General features: G+C 68.2%; 15 protein-coding genes. 10 read left to right on the top strand and 5 right to left on the bottom strand.

Translation table 11 applies throughout. The annotated features are described in order from the left end of the window. Positions 1 to 62: 62 nt before the first annotated feature. The 9 genes from ccmI to ACQY46_RS11615 all read left to right on the top strand — a co-directional run bounded on the left by ccmI (position 63) and on the right by ACQY46_RS11615 (position 13,054). Complete coding sequence (gene ccmI, locus ACQY46_RS11575; RefSeq protein WP_428696188.1) at positions 63 to 1,205, top strand: c-type cytochrome biogenesis protein CcmI; 1,143 nt, start codon at positions 63 to 65, stop codon at positions 1,203 to 1,205. 67 nt (positions 1,206 to 1,272) lie between these two features. Then, a complete protein-coding gene (ccmE, locus tag ACQY46_RS11580) occupies positions 1,273 to 1,710 on the top strand; it encodes a cytochrome c maturation protein CcmE (protein WP_428696190.1) in 438 nt (145 codons plus the stop codon). 76 nt (positions 1,711 to 1,786) lie between these two features. Then, positions 1,787 to 3,763: a heme lyase CcmF/NrfE family subunit gene (locus ACQY46_RS11585; RefSeq protein ID WP_428696191.1), complete on the top strand. Its 1,977-nt coding sequence runs from the start codon at positions 1,787 to 1,789 to the stop codon at positions 3,761 to 3,763. A gap of 4 nt (positions 3,764 to 3,767) precedes the next feature. Further along, a complete protein-coding gene (locus ACQY46_RS11590) occupies positions 3,768 to 4,298 on the top strand; it encodes a cytochrome c-type biogenesis protein (protein WP_428696192.1) in 531 nt (176 codons plus the stop codon). A gap of 203 nt (positions 4,299 to 4,501) precedes the next feature. Further along, a complete protein-coding gene (locus ACQY46_RS11595) occupies positions 4,502 to 5,731 on the top strand; it encodes a bifunctional alpha/beta hydrolase/OsmC family protein (protein WP_428696193.1) in 1,230 nt (409 codons plus the stop codon). 194 nt (positions 5,732 to 5,925) lie between these two features. Continuing rightward, positions 5,926 to 7,473, top strand: coding sequence for a Do family serine endopeptidase (locus tag ACQY46_RS11600; RefSeq protein WP_428696194.1), 1,548 nt, complete (start codon positions 5,926 to 5,928; stop codon positions 7,471 to 7,473). A 369-nt stretch (positions 7,474 to 7,842) separates the two neighbouring features. Next, on the top strand, positions 7,843 to 8,580 hold the full coding sequence (locus ACQY46_RS11605; RefSeq protein WP_428696195.1) for a response regulator transcription factor: 738 nt from the start codon (positions 7,843 to 7,845) through the stop codon (positions 8,578 to 8,580). After that, entirely contained in the window at positions 8,577 to 10,010 is a 1,434-nt protein-coding gene (locus ACQY46_RS11610; protein WP_428696196.1) for an ATP-binding protein, read from the top strand. Before ACQY46_RS11605 ends, ACQY46_RS11610 begins: the two co-directional genes overlap by 4 nt. 83 nt (positions 10,011 to 10,093) lie before the next feature. Then, positions 10,094 to 13,054 (top strand): bifunctional [glutamine synthetase] adenylyltransferase/[glutamine synthetase]-adenylyl-L-tyrosine phosphorylase, encoded by a 2,961-nt coding sequence (locus ACQY46_RS11615; RefSeq protein ID WP_428696197.1) that lies wholly within the window; start codon positions 10,094 to 10,096, stop codon positions 13,052 to 13,054. Positions 13,055 to 13,141: 87 nt separating this feature from the next. Here the strand turns inward: ACQY46_RS11615 and ACQY46_RS11620 are convergent, their stop codons facing one another. The 5 genes from ACQY46_RS11620 to ACQY46_RS11640 form a co-directional block, all read right to left on the bottom strand. Next, the gene (locus tag ACQY46_RS11620) at positions 13,142 to 13,621 is read right to left on the bottom strand and encodes an SRPBCC family protein (protein ID WP_428696198.1); all 480 of its coding nucleotides are present in this window, start codon (positions 13,619 to 13,621) and stop codon (positions 13,142 to 13,144) included. Next, positions 13,611 to 13,958: an ArsR/SmtB family transcription factor gene (locus tag ACQY46_RS11625; protein ID WP_428696199.1), complete on the bottom strand. Its 348-nt coding sequence runs from the start codon at positions 13,956 to 13,958 to the stop codon at positions 13,611 to 13,613. The genes ACQY46_RS11620 and ACQY46_RS11625 overlap by 11 nt, the downstream gene beginning before the upstream one ends. Positions 13,959 to 14,460: 502 nt before the next feature. Then, on the bottom strand, positions 14,461 to 16,830 hold the full coding sequence (locus ACQY46_RS11630) for a PAS domain-containing sensor histidine kinase (protein WP_428700475.1): 2,370 nt from the start codon (positions 16,828 to 16,830) through the stop codon (positions 14,461 to 14,463). Positions 16,831 to 17,086: 256 nt separating this feature from the next. Further along, positions 17,087 to 19,732, bottom strand: coding sequence for an aminopeptidase N (gene pepN, locus ACQY46_RS11635; RefSeq protein ID WP_428696200.1), 2,646 nt, complete (start codon positions 19,730 to 19,732; stop codon positions 17,087 to 17,089). A 121-nt stretch (positions 19,733 to 19,853) separates the two neighbouring features. Continuing rightward, positions 19,854 to 20,681: an alpha/beta hydrolase gene (locus tag ACQY46_RS11640; RefSeq protein WP_428696201.1), complete on the bottom strand. Its 828-nt coding sequence runs from the start codon at positions 20,679 to 20,681 to the stop codon at positions 19,854 to 19,856. 324 nt (positions 20,682 to 21,005) lie between these two features. Here ACQY46_RS11640 and ACQY46_RS11645 point away from each other — a divergent pair, with 324 nt between their 5' ends. Beyond that, complete coding sequence (locus ACQY46_RS11645) at positions 21,006 to 22,898, top strand: adenylate/guanylate cyclase domain-containing protein (RefSeq protein WP_428696202.1); 1,893 nt, start codon at positions 21,006 to 21,008, stop codon at positions 22,896 to 22,898. The last annotated feature ends 172 nt before the right edge of the window (positions 22,899 to 23,070 follow it).

Genomic DNA, 23,070 nt, shown 5'->3' on the forward strand with positions numbered 1-23,070 from the left:
ACCCCCTGTCACAGGCGGCTTCCACTTGCGGAAACCGGCAAGGCGCGGTCTATATCCCCCTTATGACGATGTGGATTGCCTTCTCCCTTCTGACCGTGCTGGCAGCGCTTGCCGTTCTCGTGCCTCTGGCCCGCGCCGGGCGCGCGCAGGCGCGCGCAGGCGCTGCCCATGACGCGGAGGTCTACAAGGCGCAGCTTGACGAAGTCGGGCGCGATCTCGATCGGGGCCTGATCTCCAAGGAGGCGGCCGTGGCCGCGCGCACGGAAATCGCCCGCCGGCTGATCGCCGCCGACCAGGCCGCGACCCGGGGCGAGACGGCGGAACCGGGAGACGGCGGACGGCTGCGGCTGCGCGCCGTGCAGGTGCTGGCGATTGTCCTCGTTCCGCTCGCCGCGATCGGCGCCTATCTCGCCTTCGGCGCTCCCGACATTCCCGACCAGCCGCTCGTCGCGCGCCTGCAGGCTCCCGCGCAGGACAGGTCTCTGCCCGAACTGGTCGCCCGGGTCGAGCAGCATCTGGCGAAGGACCCGGAAGACGGCCGCGGCTGGGACGTGCTGGCGCCGGTCTACATGCGGCTCGGCCGGCCCGAGGATGCCGCCGCCGCCTACGCGGCCGCGATCCGCCTGCTCGGTCCCGATGTCGGCCGCGAGACCGACCGGGGCGAGGCCCTCGTGGTCGCCAATAACGGAATTGTGAGCGCCGAGGCGCATGCCGCGTTCGAACGGGCCGTGACGCTCGACCCGGAGGCGGTCAAGCCGCGCTTCTTCCTGGCGCTGGCGCTCACCCAGGAGAACCGGCGCGAGGCGGCGATCGCAGCCTGGCAGGACCTCTTGAAGGACGCCAGCGGCGGAGAGGCATGGGCCGAGGCCGTGCGCATGGAACTGGCGAAGCTGGGCGTCGAGGCACCGCCTGCCGGCGCGCCCCTTGCTGGCCCCTCCCGCGAGGACGTGCAGGCGGCCGAGGGCATGGCGGCGGAGGATCGCGGCGCGATGATCCGTTCCATGGTCGACGGGCTCGACGCGCGGCTTGCCGCCGATGGCGGCTCGACCGAGGAATGGTTGCAGCTGATGCGGGCGCTGGCGGTGCTTGGCGACACGGAGCGTTTGCGCCAGGTCATTGCGCGCGCCGGCGAGGCGCTGAAGGATGATCCGGCCGCGGTGGCGCAGGTGAAGAGCCTCGCCCGCGACCTGGGAGAGGGATCGTGAGCGGCGGGTCGCGGGCCCTGCGGGGAGCGGGTGCGCCTGCCGGAAACGGCCGGAACGAGATAGCAAGATGACACGCAAGCAACGACGCCTGACAATGATCGCCGCCGCCGGCGCGGTGCTGGCCGTGGCGGTCGGCCTGATCCTTTTCGCGCTCAACGACCAGATCGTCTTCTTCCAGAGCCCGAGCGACATCGCGGCCAGGACGATCCCCGACGGCCAGCGCATCCGGCTTGGCGGGCTGGTGGCCGAGGGCAGCGTCACGCGCGGCGAGAACGCCGAGGTCCGCTTTTCGGTGACGGATACGGTGGAGAGCGTCGACGTGGTCTATGTCGGCCTGCTGCCGGACCTTTTCCGCGAGGGGCAGGGCGTGGTCACCGAGGGGGTGATGAAGCCGGACGGGCTGTTTTATGCCGACAACGTGCTTGCCAAGCACGACGAGAACTATATGCCCAAGGAAGTGGCCGACGCGCTCAAGGGCAAGGGCGTGTGGCAGGGCAAGGAATAACCGGCCGTCAAGGCGGCCCGGGCCGGAAAGGCTGCCGGGCCCAACGGCGTCGCGACGACGAGGGAGAGAACCGGCCATGATCACCGAACTCGGACATTTCGCGCTGATCCTCGCCTTCGTGCTGGCGCTGGTGCAGTGCGTCGTGCCGGTCTGGGGCGCTGTTTCCGGCGACCGGCGCCTGATGGCGGTGGCGCCGCCTGTTGCGGGAATGCAGTTCCTGCTGGTCGGTATCGCCTTCGCGGCCCTGAGCCACGCCTATGTGACCTCCGATTTTTCGGTGCTCAACGTCATCGAGAACTCCCACTCGGCCAAGCCCGACCTCTACAAGATCACCGGCGTGTGGGGAAACCACGAGGGCTCCCTGCTCCTCTGGGTGCTGATCCTGACCCTGTTCGGCGCGCTGGTCGCCGCCTTCGGCCGCAACATTCCGGCTGACCTCAGGGCCGCGACGCTGGGCGTGCAGGGCTGGGTGACGGCCGCCTTCCTGCTGTTCATGCTGGCGACCTCCAACCCGTTCCTGCGGGTGTCGCCGGCGCCGATCGAGGGCAACGACCTCAACCCGATCCTGCAGGATGTCGGCCTCGCCATCCATCCGCCGCTGCTCTACATCGGCTATGTCGGCTTCTCCATCGTCTTCTCCTTCGCCATCGCGGCGCTGCTGCTCGGCCGTGTCGACGCCGCCTGGGCGCGCTGGGTGCGGCCCTGGACGCTGCTGGCCTGGATGTTCCTGACGCTGGGCATCGCCATGGGCTCCTACTGGGCCTATTACGAACTCGGCTGGGGCGGCTACTGGTTCTGGGACCCGGTCGAGAACGCCTCGTTCATGCCCTGGCTCGCCGGCACGGCGCTGCTGCATTCGGCCATCGTCATGGAAAAGCGCGGCGCGCTGAAAGTGTGGACGGTGCTGCTCGCCATCCTGACCTTCTCGCTGTCGCTGCTCGGCACCTTCCTGGTGCGATCGGGCGTTCTGACCAGCGTCCATGCCTTCGCCACCGATCCCCTGCGCGGCACCTTCATCCTCGGCATTCTCGTCGCCTTCATCGGCGGATCGCTGGCGCTCTATGCCTGGCGCGCGCCGCTGCTCAAGCAGGGGGGGCTGTTCGCACCGGTGAGCCGCGAGGGCGCGCTGATGCTCAACAACCTGCTTTTGACGGTCGCCGCCGTCTCGGTGCTGGTGGGCACGCTCTACCCGCTGGCGCTGGAGGCGCTGACGGACGAGAAGATCTCCGTCGGCCCGCCGTTCTTCAACCTGACCTTCGGACCCTTGATGGTGCCGCTGCTGATGGCGATGCCGTTCGGCCCGCTGCTCGCCTGGAAGCGCGGCGATCTCGCCGCTGTCAGCCAGCGCCTTTACGCGGTGCTTGGCCTGGTGCTCGCCGCGACGCTGGTGACCGCCTGGATCCAGGGCACGGAAAAGATCCTCGCGGCGCTCGGCATCGGCCTTGCCACCTGGGTGATCGGCGGTGCGGTGGCGGAAATCCTGTCGCGGGCCCGCTTCCGCGATGTGGGACTGTCGAAGGGCCTGTCGCGGCTTTACGGCCTGCCGGGTTCCGCCTGGGGCACGGCGCTGGGTCATGCGGGCATCGGTATCGTGCTGCTCGGCATTGTCGCCGTCTCCGCCTTCGAGGAGGAGAAGGTCCTGACCATCCGTCCGGGCGAGAGCGTCGAGATCGGCGACTACCGGCTCGCCTTCGGCGGGCTGGCGCGGCGCACGGGACCGAACTACATCGACGATGTCGGCCATTTCGACATCTATCGCGGCGGCGCCAAGGTGGCCGAGGCCGATCCGGCCAAGCGCCTTTACACCGCGCGCCGCATGCCGACCACCGAGGCCGGGATCGTCACTTTCGGCCTGTCGCAGATCTATGTCTCGATCGGCGAGGTGCATGCCGACGGGGGCGCCGACATCCGGCTCTACCACAAGCCCCTTGTGACGCTGATCTGGCTCGGTTGCCTGGTGATGGGGGCCGGTGCCGTGGTCTCGCTGTTCGACCGGCGGCTGAGGGTCGGCGCGCCGAAGCCCGCCCGCCGGCACCTGGCGGCGGCGGAGTAGGGCGATGCGCAAGCCGTTCGTCCTCACCCGGTTGCGGGCTTTCCTTGCGATGCTCGCGGTGGCGCTGACGGCGCTCGCCGCCTCGCCGGCACTGTCCGTCGCGCCCGACGAGGTGCTCGACAACCCGGCACTGGAGCAGCGCGCCCGCGATCTGTCGGCCGAACTGCGCTGCATGGTCTGCCAGAACCAGTCGATCGACGACAGCGACGCGCCGCTCGCCAAGGACCTGCGCGTGCTCGTGCGCGAGCGGCTCGTGGCCGGCGACAGCGATGCGCAGGTGATCAATTTTCTGGTCGAGCGCTACGGCGAGTTCGTGCTGCTGAAGCCGCGCTTTTCCTGGAACACCCTGGTCCTCTGGTCGCTGGCGCCGCTGGTGCTGCTTGGTGGCGGCATCGTGCTGGCGTTCGCCGCGCGTCGGCGGGCACGGGACACGGCGCTCAGGGCCGAGGAAGCCGGCACGGCCCCCGGCACGCGCCTCGACCCCGGCGAGCAGGCCGAGCTCGACCGCATCCTGGGCGCCGACGCGGAGCGCTGAGCCCGGCCGGCAAGGGTGCGGCGTCCCTCCTTTTCCCGCCTCTTCACGTTGTTGTCCCGGTGTTGTGAACCGTTTGCGTCTGGCGCCGCGCGCCGGGCGTTCCCATCTCGCGTTGTGTCGGCCCTCGCGCCATCCGCCTGAAATGCTTTAGGCTTGCTGCGCGCGCCGCCAAGGGTTCACCAGCAGAATTCGGGAGAAGGTCGATGCCAGCCAAGCCGATCCGGTTGACGTTCGAGGGACATGACGGGGCGGAGCTTGCCGCGCGGCTCGACCTGCCCGCGGGCGCGGTCAGGGCCTATGCGCTCTTCGCCCACTGCTTCACCTGCTCCAAGGACGTGACGGCGGCGCGCCGCATCGCCGAGGCGCTGACCAGTGACGGCATAGCGGTGCTGCGCTTCGACTTCACCGGGCTTGGCGGTTCGGGTGGCGACTTCGCCTCGACCAATTTCTCCTCCAACGTCTCCGACCTGATCGAGGCCGCCGCCTTCCTGCGCGAGAAATACGAGGCGCCGAAGCTTCTGATCGGCCATTCGCTGGGCGGCGCGGCGGTGATCGCGGCGGCTGCCGATATCCCCGAGGCGGTGGCGGTGGCGACCATCGGTGCGCCGGCCGATGCCGATCATGTCGTCCACAATTTCGGCGCGGATCTCGACACGATCCGCGAAGAGGGCCGAGCCGAGGTGACGCTTGCCGGACGCAGCTTCACCATCGAGAAGCAGTTCCTCGACGACATCTCCGCCCAGAACGTGCGCGTGCGCGTCGCGCATCTGAAGAAGGCGCTGCTCGTCATGCACGCGCCGCTCGACGAGACGGTCGGCATCGACAATGCCACGGGCCTCTTCGTCGCGGCGAAACATCCCAAGAGCTTCGTCTCGCTCGACAGCGCCGACCACCTCCTCAGCGACCCGCGCGACGCGGCCTATGCGGCAAGGGTGATTGCCGGCTGGGTCTCGCGCTATCTCGACAATGCGGCTGATACGGCGGCGGTCGATACCCGGGAGGGGGTGCATGTTTCCGAAACAGGGCACGGCAAGTTCCAGTCGACCGTCGTTTCCGGCCGGCACCGGTTGATCGCCGACGAGCCGGAGGATGTCGGCGGGCTCGACAGCGGTCCTTCGCCCTATGATTACCTGGCGGCCGCGCTCGGCGCCTGCACGGTGATGACGCTGCGCCTCTATGCGGAGCGCAAGGGGATCGCGGCCGAACGCATCGCGGCAACCGTCCTGCATGAAAAGGTGCACGCGGCGGATTGCGAGGGCTGCGCCGGGGAGATTCGCGAGCGGGACGGGCGCATCGACCGGTTCGAGCGGCGCATTGCCATCGAGGGCGAGATCAACGCGGAGGTCCGTGCGCGGATGATGGAAATCGCCGACCGCTGCCCGGTTCACCGGACGCTGGAGGCGGGAGCCGCGATCGTCACCCGCGAGGTCTAGGGTCCGGACCCTGGGCCGCCCCGCTCGCGGTGCTTCACATTACAAAAGCTTAATGCCCCCGACAGGCGGCTGTAAGGCGGCCTCCTCCATATAGGTCAGGACAGCATCGGCGCGCGCTTCCCCGCGACACATGCCGGGCTTGAACGTTCCTGACCTCCCGGCGCTTCCGCCGGACCTGACGTGGAGAGAGAAACATGTCGACCAAACGTATTTCCGCCGCTGTTCGCCGTCTGCCGCGTGGCCGCAAGAGCGGCCTTGTCGCCGGCGCCCTGGCACTGGGCCTTGCCGGTGCGCTGAGCGCCCAGACCGTCGTGCCGGGGCAGTTCGCCTTCGCCGAACCGGTGCGCGTCGAAAGCGCCGCCCCGCAGAGCTTCGCCGCCGTCGTTGCCGGGGTGAAGCCGGCCGTTGTCAGCGTGCGCGTGCGCTCCGAGACCACGCCGCGCATGATGTCGTCGCACGGTGGCGGCATGCCCGGTTTCGAGGACCTGCCGCCCGATCATCCGCTGCAGCGCTTCTTCCGCCGCTTCGGCGGTGAGCCCTTCGGCGGCGAGCGCGGCGAAGGCCGCGGACAGCGCCGCGAGGAACCGCGCCGCTATGGCACCAGCCAGGGCTCGGGCTTCTTCATCACCGGCGACGGCTACCTGGTCACCAATGAGCATGTCGTCTCCGGCGGCAGCGAGTTTACCGTGATCACCGACACGGGCGAGGAATACGAGGCGAAGCTGATCGGCGCCGACAAGCGCACCGACCTGGCCCTGCTCAAGGTCGAGGGCGAGAGCGACTTCACCTATGTCGAGTTCGCTCCCGACGCGCCGATGGTCGGCGAATGGGTGGTCGCCGTCGGCAATCCGTTCGGCCTTGGCGGCTCGGTGACGGCCGGCATCGTCTCGGCGCGTGGCCGCGACATCGGCGCGGGCCCCTATGACGATTTCATCCAGATCGACGCGCCGGTGAACCGGGGCAATTCGGGCGGCCCGGCCTTCAACGTCAAGGGCCAGGTGATCGGCGTCAACGCCGCGATCTTCTCGCCCTCGGGCGGCAATGTCGGCATCGCCTTCGCCATCCCCGCCTCCACGGCACAGACCATCGTTGCCGACCTGAAGAACGACGGCACGGTGGTGCGCGGCTGGCTCGGCGTCCAGATCCAGCCGGTGTCGAAGGACATTGCCGAGAGCATCGGCCTCGACAAGGCGAAGGGCGCCATCGTCGCCGAGGCGCAGGGTGACAGCCCGGCGCTCAAGGCGGGCATCCGCTCCGGCGACACGATCCTCAAGGTCGACGGCGAGGCCATCGACAGCCCGCGCGACCTGGCCCGCAAGATCGCAGGCTATCCGCCGGAAACCACGGTGACGCTGGATGTGTGGCGTGATGGCCGCGAGCAGGCGATCGAGGTGAAACTCGGCCGGCTCCAGGAAGAGGCGCGCGCGGCGGCCATCGAGCCGACGGGCGAGAACACGGCCTTTGTCGACAGCCTTGGCGTCGAACTGGCATCCGCCAGGAGCGTCGGCGCGGGCGACAAGGGCGTCGTGGTGACGGACATCTCCGCCGACAGCGCGGCCGCCGAGAAGGGCCTCAAGCGCGGCGACGTGATCCTCGAGGTCGCCGGCCAGCAGGTCAACGAGCCGGGCGACGTGGCCGGCGCGGTCCTCGGTGCGAGCGAAAGCGGCCGCAAGGCGGTGCTGATGCGCGTACAGAGCGAGAACGCCACCCGCTTCGTCGCGGTGCCCGTCGCCAAGGGCTGACGCCGCCGGAGGCAGAACCGCGCCCGGACATCTCCGGCCGGGCGCGGACCGTTCCGGAGCCCCGTGTCCTTTGCCCGGTCAAGCCCCGGGGACCAGGGGATGCGGGGCTTTCGGCCGGCGGACCGGCGCGCCCGACAGGCGAGGTCCGCAATCGCCAAGGCAGCGCGCCGGAAAACCGGGCCCCGGATCGCGGTGACGCGGTCCGGGGTTCTCGACGACCGCGCATCGGTCGGTGTGCCATGCCCCGACATGTCGGAGTTGAAGCACCGTTCGGTGCCCGCCAGGACGTCAGGCGAACTTCAGATTCGGGTAGCCAGGTGCTAAACGGTTCGAACGGCTTCGGCGCGAGGCCGAGACACGGAAGAGCTCATGCGGATACTTATTGTCGAGGACGACCGGGAAGCGGCCAACTACCTGGTCAAGGCACTGCGCGAGGCTGGCCATGTGGTCGATCACGCCGCCGACGGCGAGACCGGCCACGAGCTTGCCTCCAGCGCGCCCTTCGACGTGCTCGTGGTCGACCGGATGCTGCCCAGGCGCGACGGCCTGTCGGTGATCTCGGCCTTGCGCGCGGAGGGCAACCACACGCCGGTGCTGGTTCTCTCCGCGCTCGGCCAGGTCGACGACCGGGTAACCGGCCTGCGCGCCGGCGGCGACGACTACCTGCCCAAGCCCTACGCCTTCTCGGAGCTGCTGGCCCGCGTCGAGGCGCTCGGCCGCCGCCCGCGCCAGCAGGACGTCGAGACGCGCTACACGGTCGGCGACCTGACGCTGGACCGGCTCAGCCACACCGTGACCCGGGCCGGGCAGGACATTCCGCTGCAGCCGCGCGAATTCCGCCTGCTGGAATACCTGATGCAGAATGCCGGACAGGTGGTCACCCGCACGATGCTGCTGGAGCATGTGTGGGAGTATCATTTCGATCCGCAGACCAATGTCATCGACGTGCATGTCTCGCGGCTTCGGGCGAAGATCGACAAGGATTTCGACCGGCCGCTGCTGCACACGATACGCGGCGCCGGCTACACGATACGCGATACCGGCCGCGACACTGGCGGCGACACTGGCCATGATGCCGGCGGCGATGCCGGGCGTTCCGGCCCATGACGGCGCTGACGACGACCGCCCGGGTCTTCCGCACCACGGCGATCAAGCTGGCGCTGATCTATCTGGCGGCGCTGACGCTGGCCTCCGGCGCGGTCCTCGTCTATCTCTCCCAGAGCACGGCAACGGTGCTGCGCGACCAGATCGTCGAGACGGTCGACGCGGAGATCTCGGGTCTCGCCGACCGTTACCAGGTCGCCGGCATTCGCGGCCTTGTCGCCACGGTCGACGCGCGCTCGCGCCGGCCGGGCGCCAGCCTCTATCTTGTCACGGATTTCGCCGCCAACCAGCTTGTCGGCAATATCGAGGAACTGGACGACCGGGTGCTGGCCGGCGGGAGCGGCGAATTGCAGCGGGTCGTCTACACGCCGATCGGCGGCGGCGTGCAGCGCGAGGCGCTGGTGCGGGTGTTCCAGCTGACCGGCGGGTTCCGCCTGCTGGTCGGACGCGACCTGCAGGAGCAGCAATATTTCCGCTCGCTGCTGGCCGAGGCCATGCGTTTCTGGCTGTTCGTGCTGGCCGCGCTCGGTCTGATCACCTGGGTTTTCGTCAGCCGCCGGGTGCTGAAGCGCATCGACGCGATGACGGCGACCAGCCGGCGGATCATGTCGGGCGATCTCGCCGAACGGCTGCCGGTGGAGGGAAGCGGCGACGAGTTCGACCGGCTCGCCATTGGCCTCAACACCATGCTGACCCGCATCGAGAGCCTGATGCAGGGGCTGAAGGAGGTCTCCGACAACATCGCCCACGACCTGAAGACGCCGCTGACCCGGATGCGCAACCGGCTGGAGGAAGCGCTGCGGCAGGATGCTGCCGGATCTGGGGGCAAAGGGGATGCGCGGGTGGTTCTGGAACAGGCCATCGAGGATTGCGACGGCCTGATCCGCACCTTCGACGCGCTGCTGCGGATCGCCCGGGTGGAGGCGGGATCCTCCGGCGCGAGCTTTGCCGAGTTCGATGCCGGGGCCCTCGTTCAGGAGGTTGCGGAACTCTACGCGCCGGTTGTCGAGGATGCCGGCGGCGTGCTCGAGAGCGTCGCGGAAGAGGCGCTGGTTCTTTCCGCGAACCGCGAGCTGATCGTTCAGGCATTGATAAACCTTGTCGAAAACGCTCTCAAATACGCTCGGCAGGACGAGGCCGATGCCGTAAGGGTGGAGCTGCGCGCGCTGCGCGAGGGACATGATATCGTGCTTGCCGTCAGCGATGACGGACCCGGCATCGCCGATGCGGACAAGGAGCGCGTGCAGCAGCGTTTCGTGCGGCTGGAGGAAAGTCGCAGCGCTCCCGGCTCCGGCCTCGGGCTCAGTCTCGTTGCCGCCGTGGCACGGCTGCATGGCGGGCGGCTGGAACTGGCCGACGGGTCGCCGGGACTGGTCGCGCGGCTGCGCCTCCCGGCGAACCGGGGGGCGGGAGAGGTTGCCGGGCGCGCCTGAAACGGAAAACGTGCCTGAAACGGAAAAACGCGGCGGGCAACGCCGGAGATGAAGGACTGGGGGTGAACGTGGTGGGGGTGAACGTGGCAGACGACAGCAAGACGGCCGGCGCGGCTTTGCGCCTGTGCGAGGCGATCCGCATCGTGCCCCGGGCCGCCGACGGCGAGGCCGCCGCGGCGCTTCTGGCCGATCTCGAACCCGCCCTTGAGGCGCTGTCGCCGGATGCCGGAACGCGGGAGACAGCGTCGACCTTTCTCGCCGGGGCCCTGACCAACGCTCCTTTCCTGCGCGATCTCGCCTGCGCCGATCCGGAGCGGCTGGCCGGCATCCTGTCGAGCGCCCCGCAGGCGCGGGTGGACCGGCTGGTTGACGAAGCGCGCGAGGTTGCCGGCGACGACGAGGCGTCGGTGATGGCGGCCCTGCGCCGGCTGAAAAAGGACCTCGCCCTGACGCTGGCGCTCGCCGATATCGCCGGGGCGCTGGATCTCGATGCGGTGACGGGCAGCCTCAGCCGTTTCGCGGACGCGACGCTGACGGCGGCGATCCGCTTCTGCCTGCGCGACCTGGCGCGGCGCGGGAAGTTCGCCATCGCCGACGAGGCCGCGCCGGAAAAGGCATGCGGCTTCGTCGTGCTGGCCATGGGCAAATACGGCGCCTTCGAGCTGAACTACTCCTCCGATATCGACCTGATCGTGCTCTACGACCCGGAACACGCGCCGGTGACGGGCGGGGCCGAGGCGCCCGTCGAGTTCGTCCGCCTGACCAAGCGGCTGGTCAAGATCATGGGCGACCGGACGGCGGACGGCTATGTCTTCCGCACCGACCTGCGCCTGCGTCCCGATCCCGGTGCGACGCCGCTCGCCATGTCGATCCCGGCCGCACTCGTCTATTACGAAAGCCTTGGCCAGAACTGGGAGCGCGCCGCCCTGATCAAGGCGCGCGCCTGCGCCGGCGACGTTCCCTGCGGCGAGAGTTTCCTGAAAGAGATCGTGCCGTTCATCTGGCGCAAGTATCTCGACTACGCCTCGATCGCCGACGTGCACTCGATCAAGCGCCAGATCCATGTCCACAAGGGGCACGGCGAGATCGCGGTCGCCGGCCACAACGTCAAGCTCGGGCGCGGCGGCATCCGCGAGGTGGAGTTCTTCGCCCAGACCCAGCAGCTGATCGCCGGCGGGCGCATCACCGAATTGCGCGGGCGCCGGACACTCGACACGCTGGCAACGCTCGCCGAACTCAACTGGATCGCCGCCGACGCGCGCGACGAGCTCACCGAGGCCTATCGTTTCCTGCGCTGCGTCGAGCACCGCATCCAGATGGTCAATGACGAGCAGACCCACATCCTGCCGGCCGAGGACGAGGCGCGCGCGCGCGTCTCGCGGCTGATGGGCTATGACGACATGGGCCCGTTCGAGAGCGATCTCAGGACCCGCTTCCGCACCGTGCAGAAACACTATTCGGCCCTGTTCGAGAACGAGCCGGAACTGGCCTCCGATCTCGGCAACCTGGTCTTCACCGGCGACGACGACGATCCCGAGACACTGGAAACCCTGTCGCGGCTCGGCTACCAGCGGCCGAAGGAAGCATGCAAGATCATCCGCGCCTGGCATTTCGGCCGCTACCCGGCGGTGCGCTCCTCCAAGGCGCGCGAGAGGCTGACGGAGCTGCATCCGGTGCTCGTCGCCGCCCTTGCCAGCACCGACAATGCCGACCAGGCGCTGCTCGCCTTCGACGGCTTCCTGTCGAAACTGCCGGCCGGCGTGCAGCTGTTCTCGCTGCTGCGCTCCAATCCGCAACTGCTGCGCCTGCTGGCAACGGTGATGGGCGCCGCGCCGCGCATGGGCGAGGTGGTGTCGAAGCGGGTGCATGTGCTCGACGCGGTGATGGACCCGGCCTTTTTCGGCGCGATGCCGACAGCGGACGAGTTCCGCGCCGGGCTTGCCCGTACTCTCGATCTCGCCCGCTTTTATGAGGACGCGCTCGACCGGGCGCGCATCTTTGCGCAGGAACAGCAATTCCTGATCGGCCTGCGGCTCCTGTCGGACACGCTGACCGCGCATCAGGTCGGCGAGGCGCTGGCGCGGCTCGCCGAGAGCATCATCGCCGGGCTGATGCCTTTCGTCATGGACCAGGTCGCGGAGAACCACGGGCGGCTCGACGGGGCCGACTGGGCGGTGCTGGCGATGGGCAAGCTGGGCGGACGCGAAATGACCGCGTCCTCCGATCTCGACCTCATCCTGCTTTACGAGCACGGCGAGGACGTGGAGGAGACCGATGGCAAGCGGCCGCTCGCGCCAAGCCAGTATTTCATCCGCCTGACCCAGCGTCTGGTCGCGGCGCTCTCCGCGCCGACGGCGGAAGGACGGCTCTACGAGGTCGATTTCCGTCTGCGCCCGTCCGGCAATGCCGGCCCGCTGGCAACGCGGCTGGCCTCCTTCGAGGCCTATCAGGTGAGCGAGGCCTGGACCTGGGAGCACATGGCGCTGACCCGGGCGCGGGTGATCGCCAGTTCGGGCACCGCCTTCAGGGAGCGCATCGCGGCGCATATCGGCGAGACGCTGGCCCGTCCCCGCGAGGCTGCAAAGATTGCGGCCGAGGTTGCGACGATGCGCGCGCGGATCGAGGCGGAAAAGGGCACCAAGGATATCTGGGACCTGAAACAGGTGGCCGGCGGGCTGGTCGATATCGAGTTCATCGCCCAGTTCCTGCAGCTGGCGCATGCGGCGGAACGCCCCGAAATCCTGTCGCAGACGACGGAGACGGCGCTCGAGCGCTGTCGCGACGCGGGATACCTGGCCGCCGGCGATGCCGAGGTGCTGATCCCCGCCATCCGCCTCTATCACGCGCTCACCCAGGTGCAGCGCCTGACGCTTGAAGGCGCGTTCAAGGTCGACACGGTCCCCCGGGGCGTCAAGGAGCTCCTGGTGCATGCCGGAGAGGCGCCGGACTTCGCCTATCTGGAACACTCGCTGGCCGAGTGCCAGCAGCGGGTCCGCGCCATCTTCGAGAGCCTGGTGGGCAAGGTCGAGATCCCGGCGGGGTAGGGCACGGCCGAACGGGCTCTTACGGAGCCCGTTCGTTCCGCCTGGCGGTCCGTTGGTTTTCCGGCAGGAACCCTCTCGCCGGCGGGGTCAGGACCTGCCGAGCGACAGGGCATAGGCGTCGAGCTGGTCGACCACCGTGCCCCAGCCGTCGTGAAAGCCCATCTCCTCATGCGTCTTGCGCGAATCCGTCGAACGGTGGCGGGCGATCGCTGTGTATTTCGTGCCGCCGCCGGGTGCATCCTCAAGGAGCAGGATGGCGGTCATGAAGGGATCCGGGGCCGGCTTCCAGCCCTCGCTGTAGGTGTCGGTGAAGACGAGCTTCTTCCCGGGCACGATCTCCAGGAAAACGCCGTTGTTGGCCATCTCGTTGCCCTCGACCTCGAAGGTCGAGTTGAAGCGGCCACCGACCTTCAGGTCGATCTCGCAGGCCGTCACCTTGTGCGGCTTCGGCACGAAGAAATGCTTGATGTGCTCGGGCGTGGTCCAGCATTCCCAGACCAGCGCGCGCGGCGCCTTCAGGACGCGTTCAAGGATAAGGTCGGTTTCCGGATCAAGGTCAGGTTTCATCGGATCTCTCTTTTGCAAGGTTCTCGACATAGTCGTCGAACCGGTCCAGTCGTCTCTCCCAGATCGCGTGCTGCTCGGTCAGCCAGTGTTCGAGCGGCTTGATGCCGCCCACTGCGAGCCGGCAGTAGCGCACCCGGCCTTTCTTGGCCGTCTCGATCAGGCCGGCTTTTTCCAGCCTGGCGATGTGCCCCATGAAGGACGGCAGGGCCATGTCGTGGGACGCCGCCAACTCGCCCACCGAAGCCGGCCCGCGCGCCAGCCGGGAGACGATCGCCCGGCGGGTCTCGTCGCTCAGTGCCGCGAAAAGCAGGTTCAGGTCAGGACCATGCTTAGTCATGTGCCTAACTATTATGGGGCAGTGTGGACGTCAAGAAAAAACTTAGGGGCTTTCCTAAGTGATGTGAGGCGGGGTCCGGGTGATGTTCGCGAGAGGTGGGGTCTGGGCGCCGTCACGGGATCTGCCGGGCGCGGGCGATGCCTCATACGCAGGCTGTCACCCCGGCCCCCGAGCCGGGGTCCATTGGCAACCCCGGAAAGTGTGATGGCTCGCAAGGGACGCGGCGAAGGCGAGCCCGGGGGCGGAGCCGCACCCGCTCTGGATGCGGTGGAGGCAAGCCGGAGACGAGAACGGCACCTGCTCTGGAAATGAATGGTTCCCGGCTCTCCGGCTTCGCCTGCGGCCGGGATGACGACCGAGGGGAGGCGGGGTCCGGATGACGACCGAGGGGAGGCGGGTCCGGATGACGGACGAGGGGAGGCGGCGCCCGGGTGATGTTCGCGAGAGGCGGGGTGTGAACGCCTGCCGGAGCAGACGGGCACCGCGCGCCCGCGATCCGGCCTCAGGCGGCGGTGACGCTCCTGGCGTCGCCCGATGCGACGGCAACCGGCATGGTCACGGTGACCGTGGTGCCCTTGCCGACGGCCGAGCGGATCTCCATCGTGCCGCCATGCAGCTTGACCAGCGACTGGGCGATGGCGAGGCCGAGGCCCGAGCCCTTGTGGGTCTTGGTGAACTGGTTCTCGACCTGCACGAACGGCTTGGCGAGGCGGGCGATGTCGCTGTCCTTGATGCCGATGCCGGTGTCCGAGATGGCGATGGTGACGCCGTCCCGGCCTCCGGGGCCGGCCCGCGTCGCGGCCAGCGTCACGGATCCGCCGTCGGGCGTGAACTTGACGGCGTTGGCGAGGAGGTTGAGCAGCACCTGCTTCATCGCGCGGCGGTCGGCGGACAGCGTCAGCGCCTCCTCGGTCTCGCAGGTGACGGAGATCGTCTTCTCCGCGGCGGCGGCGGAGATGATGCGGGTCACGTCGGCGACGATGGCGCACAGGTCGACGGTCTCGCGCTTCAGCTCCATGCGCCCGGCCTCGATCTTCGACATGTCGAGAATGTCGTTGATGACGTTGAGCAGGTAGCGGCCGCTGTCGTGAATGTCGGTGCAGTATTCCTGGTACTTGTCCGAGCCGAGCGGGCCGAACATGCCCTGGTCCATGATTTCCGAGAAGCCGATGATGGCGTTGAGCGGCGTGCGCAGCTCGTGCGAGATGTTGGCGAGGAATTCGGACTTCGCCTGGTTGGCTTCCTCGGCCTTGGTCTTCTCCTGCGAGTATTTCTCGGCAAGCTCGACAAGCTGCTGCGCCTGCACCTCGAGCTTCTGGCGCGACTGGCGCAGGTCGGCGACGGTGGCCATCAGCCGCCGCTCGCTCTCCATCAGCTTTTCCTCGTGGCGCTTCAGCGCGGTGATGTCGGTGCCGACCGAGACGAAACCGCCATCCTTGGTGCGGCGCTCGGATATCTGCAGCCAGCGGCCGTCGGCAAGCTGCGCCTCGTAGGAGGACGAGGGGTCGGAGGCATCGCTGCCGATGGTCGGGCTTGCGGAGACGACCGTCTGACGCGCCGCCGACATCACCTGGGCATAGGGCGTGCCGGCCTTGATCGCCGAATTCGGCAGGCTGTGCAGCGTCTGGTAGTTGGAGTTGCACATGACGAGGCGGTTTTCCGTGTCCCACAGGACGAAGGCCTCGGAAATCGTTTCGATGGCGTCGCGCAGGCGCAGGTCTGCGGTGCGGCTCTGCTCGGCCAGCTGCTTCTGCTCGGTGACGTCCATGCAGATGCCGATCAGGTGCGGCTCGGCGATGCCCGGCTCGCTCTGCACCTCGGCGCGGGCGCGCAGCCACACCCAGTCGCCATTGGCGTGGCGCATGCGGAACATGCGGTCGACGGTGGTCTCGCCGGTCTCAAGCAGGCTCTCGGCCAGCTTGTAGAGGTCGATGTCGTCGGGATGGGTCAGCGAGGAGATCTCGGCAAAGCCGAGAATGTCGTCGCGCGGCTGCAGGCCGAGCATCTCGTAGAGAGAGGCGGACCAGAAGATCCGGCCACGCGACAGGTCCCAGTCGAACAGGCCGCAGCGGCCGCGGTCGAGCGCAAGGTCGATGCGCGCCCGTGTCGCGGCATAGATCTGGTCGGCCTGCTCCGCGCGCGTCGCCTGGGCGAAGAAGGCGTAGATCAGCACCAGGAGCACCGAGGCGGTGCCGACGAAAAGCGTCACGTTGGCGGAAACGCTGGCGCGCCACTCGGCGAAGATCATGTCCTTCGACTGGACGAGCGCGACCATGCCGAGCCGGCCGTCAAGGTGGTGGACGGTCGCATAGGCTTCGTCATCGCCATTGGCGCCAACCGTCAGCACCCCGGCGCGGGCGCCGAAGACGGTGAGCGGCTGGCCGGCGCCGAGCAGGTCGGTGAGCGGCTGGCCTTCGAGGTCGGACCGGATCGGAGCGGTGGCGACGATGTTGCCGTCGGCGTCCGCGACATAGATGCGGCGCGCGTCGCCGGTCGCCCGTGGCGGCAGGCTGTCGGCAAGGGCGGCCTGGAGCGCCGTGCGGAAGCCCTGGTCGGGCAGGCCTTCCTCGGCGCCGGAAAGACGGGCGGCGAGGGTGGTGGCGATCATCGTCAGGTCGTCGCGGGCGCGCTGGTCGGTCTCGTCATGCTCGTAGGACATGGTCAGGCCGCGATAGGTGGCGAGCGTGGCGATGAAGACGATGCAGAGGATCGGGATGGCGCGACGGAAGAAGGGTTCAGCGGTGAGCAGGCGCTGGTAGGCGGGCTGCGCCAGAAGGCGGATGTGGCCCGTCAGTGACTGTGAGTCACGTTGTTTTCTGAGTAAGTCCGCGAATCGACGCGCGGACGCTGCCCCTGCAAAGGAACGCGCCATCATGATGGCTCCCGATGTGTCGATTTTGCCGCAAACTGAACGCAACCGGCGCTCGAATCAACTTCATTTGAATCGCATTCGCGAGATTTGTCCAGAGTCCGCCAAGAAAAATATAGTTAATGAAAGCTTAATGAAAGTGGCGCTACGCACAACTCTTGCGAGTCCCGTGCCGTCGGCATGGGTGTGCCACCCGCAACGAGGGTGCAAGCCTCGTGCGGATGGCGGGAAAATCTTCAAAAAACGGGAGTTTTCAGCGCTATTGCAGGCAGCGGTCGACGATATCGCGCATGTCGGCCGAGAGCGTGTCGTCGGAGGCAAGGTGGCGCAGGGCCGCCTCGGCATGCCTGCGCCGCTCCGGTTCGAGCGCCCGCCAGGAGCGGAAAGCCGACAGAAGGCGGGCGGCGGCCTGCGGATTTCGCCGGTCGAGCTCGCGGGCAAAGCCGGCAACATAGTCGAAGCCGGCGCCGTCGACGCGGTTGAACTGGCTCTGGTTGCCGGTCGCGAAGGCTCCGATCAGCGCCCGGACGCGGTTCGGATTGCCGGCTGAGAAGGCCGGATGGCGGGTGAGCGCGCGCACCTTGTCGAGCGTTTCGTCCCGCGCCGCGGTGGCCTGCACCATGAACCACTTGTCCATCGCAAGCGGGTTTGCCTTGTGGCGCGCCGCGAAGGAGACGAGCGCCTCCTCGTGGCCGGGGAGGGCTGCGTGGACGAGCACGTTGAGCGCGGCGAGGCGGTCGGTCATGTTGTCCGCCTGCCCGAAATGCGCCCGCACCAGCGCACCGTCGGCGCCGGCCGCGCCATGACCGATATAGTCGAGCAGGACATTGCGCAGGGAACGGCGCCCGGCAGCGGCGGCCTCGGGCGAGAACGCTCCGTCCCCGGCAAGGCGCGCATATTCGGCGGCGATTGCCGGCGCCATCCGGTCGGAGATGGTGCTGCGCACGGCGGCACGCGCGGCGCGGATCGCCTCCGGATCGATGTCATGTCCGATCTCGCGGGCGATGTCGGCCTCGCCCGGCAATTGCAGGCACAGGGCGCGGAAGGCGTGTTCCAGCGTGGCATCGACGGCGTTCGCCTCGATCGCCGCGACAAGCGTCTCGGGAACAATCACCGGCTCCTGGCGCGCGACGCAGGCACTCGCCGCGATCAGCGCGTTCATCACCACCGTTTGCAGCGCCGCCCAGCGGTTGAACGGGTCGCTGTCGTTCGCCGCCAGGAACAGAAGGTCGTCGTCGGAAAGGTCGCTCTTCAGCGACACCGGCGCGGAGAAGCCGCGCAGGATCGAGGGTACGGGGCGTTCGGCGATACCGGTGAAGGTGACCGTCTGCGAGGCTTCGCGCAGATGGATGACGTCGCCGGTGGTCTCGGCGCCCGTGACGGAGGCCGGGCGAAGCTCGCGACCGTCCCGCCCCATCAGCGCGACGCGCACGGGAATGTGCATCGGCTGCTTGTCGGCCTGTTTGGGCGTCGGCGGCACCTGCTGGCGCAGCGTCAGGGTGTAGCGGCCGGCTTCCTTCTCGTAGCGGCTCTCGGCGCGCACCACGGGCGTGCCGGCCTGCTCGTACCAAAGCGCGAATTGCGCAAGGTCGACGCCGCCCACCTCCTGGAAACAGGCCAGGAACGCCTCGATCGTGGTCGCCTCGCCGTCGTGGCGATCGAAATAAAGGTCCATGCCGGCCCGGAAGGCGGTCTCGCCGAGCAGGCATTTCAGCATCCGCACGACTTCCGAGCCCTTCTCGTAGACGGTGGCCGTGTAGAAGTTGTTGATCTCGTGATAGAGGCGCGGGCGCACCGGATGGGCGAGCGGGCCGGCATCCTCCGGGAACTGGTGCGACTTGAGCAGGCGCACGTCGGCGATGCGCTTGACCGCGCGCGAGCGCTGGTCGGCGGAAAACTCCTGGTCGCGGAAGACCGTGAGGCCCTCCTTCAGGCAGAGCTGGAACCAGTCCCGGCAGGTGATCCGGTTGCCGGTCCAGTTGTGGAAGTATTCATGCGCGATCACCGTCTCGATGCCGGCATAGTCCTGGTCGGTGGCGGTGTCGGGCTCGGCCAGGACGTATTTGTCGTTGAAGATGTTGAGGCCCTTGTTCTCCATCGCGCCCATGTTGAAGTCGGAGACGGCGACGATGTTGAACACGTCGAGGTCATAGGCCCGTCCGAACGCCTCCTCGTCCCAGCGCATGGAGCGCTTCAGGCTGTCCATCGCCCAGTCGCAGGCGCCCTCGTTGCCATGCTCGACATAGATGTTGAGGGCGACGTCGCGGCCTTCGCTTGTGGTGAAGGCGTCGCTCACCCTGGCAAGGTCGCCGGCGACCATCGCGAACAGGTAGCTCGGCTTGGGATGGGGGTCGTGCCAGAGCGCGTAGTGGCGGTCGGTGCCGGGCACATCGCCCTGTTCCACCGGATTGCCGTTGCCGAGCAGCACGGGAGCATCGCCTTTGCGGGCCTCGATGCGGGTCGTGTAGACCGCGAGGCAGTCGGGCCGGTCGAGGAAATAGGTGATCCGGCGAAAGCCTTCCGCCTCGCACTGGGTACAATAGGTGCCGTTGGAGCGATAAAGGCCCATCAGCCTGGTGTTGGCGTCGGGGTCGAGCTCGGTCTCCATCTCCAGCGTGAAGGGGCCGGCCGGCGGCGACAGGATTTCCAGCCGTTCCGGCGATACCCGGATCGCGTCTTCCGCCAGCACGCGGCCATCGAGCGACAGCGCCACGAGCTTCAACTCGTCCCCGTCGAGCACCAGCGGCGTGCCCGCCGCCGTTCCTTCCGCGGGGCTGACGGCCAGCTTCGCCCGTACCCTGGTTGCCTGCGGCGCAAGGCGGATGTCGAGATGCACGCTGGCGATCCCGTAGGCGGGCGGCCGGTAGTCCTCGAGGCGGACGGGGGCGGGGGTCTCTGGGCGCATGGATGCTCCTTCCTGCGACGGATATGTGCTTGCGGACGTTGCCGGGTGCCGACAATCAGAGAGGGAAACCGGCGCAGCCGCATTGATACGGGTCATGTCCGCCCGGCGGGGCGGCTCGGGATCAGCAGACCGTGCGGGCCATCGAGACGAAAGCCGCGGTCAGGTCGCTGGCCGGATCGGCGAGGGGCGCGATCACGGTGAAATGGTTGTCCTTGCCACGAATGTCGAGTTCCGTGGCAACGCCGCCGCGTCCCCAGGCATCGGCGATGACCCTGGACTGGCGGATGTATTCGGAGGATTCGCCCCCGCCGACGGCGGCGATGAGACGGGTTCCCATGGGGGCGGCCAGCGCCACCGGCGAAACCTCGATGGCATCCTTGCGGTCGAGCCGAAGGTTCACGTTGACGGAGGTGTCGATCAGCGGCTGCAGGTCGAAGATGCCCGAGACGGCAAGCCCGGCGGGCACGAGGCGGGGCGGCAGGCCGCGGCTGCCCCAGTCGGTGGCGAGCAGGGCGGCGGTCAGCTGGCCGCCGGCGGAGTGGCCATAGGCGACGACCGGCTTGCGGTAGCGTTCCCACAGGTGCCCGGCAAGCTGGCGCACCTCCTCGACGATGTCGGCCACCCGCACTTGCGGGCAGAGCGAGTAGTTGGCCACCGCCACCGGCAGGCCTTGCGCATTCGGTCCGTGTGCCATGTGGGAAAAGAACGAGCGGTCCAGCGCCTGCCAGTAGCCGCCATGCAGGAACAGCGCGATCGGGCCCGTCGCCGGCATTCCGCCGGCCGGCAGGAACAGGTCGTATTGCGTCCGTTCGCCGAGTTCGTAGGCAATACCGGTCTGGCAGTCGGCGGTGTCGCGATAGGCGGCCGCATCGCGCGCCCAGCCGTCGATGACTGCCATGTGGTCGGGAACGCGTGCCCGGTTGTTGTATTCGGCCTCGTAGTCGATCACCCGTCTGTGCTCCCCTCGGTGCCCCGCTCCGGCGGGTCCGGACCCTAGCCGCTACGCGGGTTCGAGTACAGTGACAGCGACCCGGACGGCGCAGGTTGTGCACCGGAGCGATGCTGCCCGTCATCCACCCGGATTTGCCGTCCCGGGGTCGCCATGGCGCCGCAATCCGGCGTATGGTGTCGCCAGGGATTGCTTCGCAGGTCGGGCCACCGGCAGCAAGGGCCCAGATACGCGGCCGATATATATGCGGCCGGGATACGGGGCCGGCCTGGATGGCCGGCATGCAGGGACGAAGGGCGACAGCCACGCATGATACGCCGACAGGTGAAACGCGCGCCCCGGGCGCGGCGCGTCTACTCGATCACCTGGGTTGTGGGCTCGGCCTTCGGCCTGCTGATCGGCGTGTCGATGCTGCTTGTGCTCGGCCTTGCCGTCACGGCCAACATGCGCAACACGTTTTCGCTGCTCAACGACAAGGCGGTGCTGACCACCAATGCGCTGGAGCGGCGGTTGCGCGACCATCTCGACCTGGCCTCGGGCGCCGTCGCGCAGTTGAAGGTGGTGTTCGACAACCGGCCTCTCGACCGGGTCGCCCTCGAGACCTTCCGGCCGGAGATCCTGGCCGCCGTGCATGCCAATCCGGCGCTCGATGTCCTCGTCGTCACCAGTGTCGAGGGCGACGAATACGGCGTCTACCGCTCCGCCACCGGCAAGCTGTGGCCCTTCCAGCGCCAGCAGGTGCCGGACGAGGCGAAACGCTACATTCTTCCCAAGATCACGGCCGGCTCGCCGGCGACCTGGGGGCCGCTGGTGAAGTCCGGCGAGGTGCTCTACGCCAATGTCACGGTTCCGCTGGCAACCGACGGCGTCCTGAAGGGATATCTCACCGCCGCGGTCTCGATCGACGAGCTTGGCCGGACCGCACGCCAGCTCGACGACGGTCCCTTCGCCACCGTCTTCATCATCGCCAACGGCAACGAGGTGATCGCCCATTCGGACATCGAGGATTTCGCGAGGCCGGATGGCGAGGTTCCGAAACTGCCGTTGACGGTCGACGAGCTGGCTGACAAGGCCCTCATGAGGCTGGCGACCGCGCCCACGCTGGAGAATTTCGAACGTGCCAGCGCCGCGGGCGTCGAGGTGCGCGATCTGGAAAGCGACGACGGTGGCCCGGACTTCCTGTCGATGACCAAGATCATCGCCGGCTACGGGCCGGGCGTTTGGACCGTGGGCCAGTACTATGTCGCCTCGACCATCTCGCGCGAGGTGCAGCGCCTGTTCGGATCCGCGATGGTCGGCCTCGTCTCGATCTTTCTGGCGATCGGCGTCTCCGTCCTGCTCGTGCGCCGGGCGACGCGGCCGCTGGCGGAGATCTCCCGGCAGGCGCGTTTCGTCGGGGACCTCGACTTCGACCGGGTCGAGCCGTTGCCGCGCAACCGGGTGCGGGAGATCGACCAGGTCTTCCAGGCGTTCAACGCCATGGTGATCGGCCTCAAGGCGATGAACACCTATGTGCCCCGCTCGCTGTTCCGAAAGCTGATGCGGCTCGGCGTCGACCAGGCGGCGGTGGCGAGCGAGCGCGACCTGACCTTCATCTTCACCGACATTGTCGGCTTTACGTCCCTGTCGGAGAACCTCACGGCCGCGCGGACGGCGGAAGTTCTCAACGAGCATTTCGCCGTGCTTGTCGGCGCGGTCGAGGCGGAGGGCGGCACGGTCGACAAGTTCATCGGCGACGGCATGCTGGCCTTCTGGGGCGCGCCCGACGAGCGGCCCGATCATGCGATCGCGGCCGCCCGGGCCTGCCTTGCCATCGCCGCCGCTCTGCGCGAGGCGAACCGGGCCGCGCGCGCGGACGGGCGCAAGCCGATCCGCATGCGCATCGGCCTGCATTCGGGGCGCGTGGTGGTCGGCAATGTGGGGGCGCTCGATCGCTGGAACTATACGGTGGTCGGCGATGCGGTGAATGTGTGCGAGCGCCTGCAGTCCTTCGGACGGGACATCGCGCCGGACGACGAGATGGTGATCCTGGCAAGCGACACGGCGATGGCCCGCATCCGGGCGCAGGCCGGCGGGCTGGTTGCCGGCTGCGCCGCCCGCGTCGGCACCCACAGGCTGCGCGGACGCAGCGAGGCGATCGCCGTATGGCGCGTCGACGACACGGTGGCCCCCGACGAGATGGCGCCTGTGCAGGACGGCATCGAACTGGCCGGCTGAACCGGCATCCGCAATGCTCCCGGTTTTATTCCACGCGCCGTCATGCTTTTGTGATGCCGGTCACATGCACCTGCTGTAGCAGTGATATGTGCGTATGGGGGCGCGTGTCGGGGAAGGCACTTTCACGACAGGGCATGCCTCCTATAATGGCTCGAACAATCGCCGGAACAGA

The organism is Stappia sp. (genome assembly GCF_965276915.1).
Classification (GTDB): Bacteria; Pseudomonadota; Alphaproteobacteria; order Rhizobiales; family Stappiaceae; genus Stappia.

Bases quoted from the DNA above. Each gene is read 5' to 3' on its own strand.
- ccmI (WP_428696188.1), top strand. From the start codon at position 63: ATGACGATGTGGATTGCCTTCTCCCTTCTGACCGTGCTGGCAGCGCTT.
- ccmE (WP_428696190.1), top strand. From the start codon at position 1,273: ATGACACGCAAGCAACGACGCCTGACAATGATCGCCGCCGCCGGCGCG.
- ACQY46_RS11585 (WP_428696191.1), top strand. From the start codon at position 1,787: ATGATCACCGAACTCGGACATTTCGCGCTGATCCTCGCCTTCGTGCTG.
- ACQY46_RS11590 (WP_428696192.1), top strand. From the start codon at position 3,768: ATGCGCAAGCCGTTCGTCCTCACCCGGTTGCGGGCTTTCCTTGCGATG.
- ACQY46_RS11595 (WP_428696193.1), top strand. From the start codon at position 4,502: ATGCCAGCCAAGCCGATCCGGTTGACGTTCGAGGGACATGACGGGGCG.
- ACQY46_RS11600 (WP_428696194.1), top strand. From the start codon at position 5,926: ATGTCGACCAAACGTATTTCCGCCGCTGTTCGCCGTCTGCCGCGTGGC.
- ACQY46_RS11605 (WP_428696195.1), top strand. From the start codon at position 7,843: ATGCGGATACTTATTGTCGAGGACGACCGGGAAGCGGCCAACTACCTG.
- ACQY46_RS11610 (WP_428696196.1), top strand. From the start codon at position 8,577: ATGACGGCGCTGACGACGACCGCCCGGGTCTTCCGCACCACGGCGATC.
- ACQY46_RS11620 (WP_428696198.1), bottom strand. From the start codon at position 13,621: ATGAAACCTGACCTTGATCCGGAAACCGACCTTATCCTTGAACGCGTC.
- ACQY46_RS11625 (WP_428696199.1), bottom strand. From the start codon at position 13,958: ATGACTAAGCATGGTCCTGACCTGAACCTGCTTTTCGCGGCACTGAGC.
- ACQY46_RS11630 (WP_428700475.1), bottom strand. From the start codon at position 16,830: ATGGCGCGTTCCTTTGCAGGGGCAGCGTCCGCGCGTCGATTCGCGGAC.
- pepN (WP_428696200.1), bottom strand. From the start codon at position 19,732: ATGCGCCCAGAGACCCCCGCCCCCGTCCGCCTCGAGGACTACCGGCCG.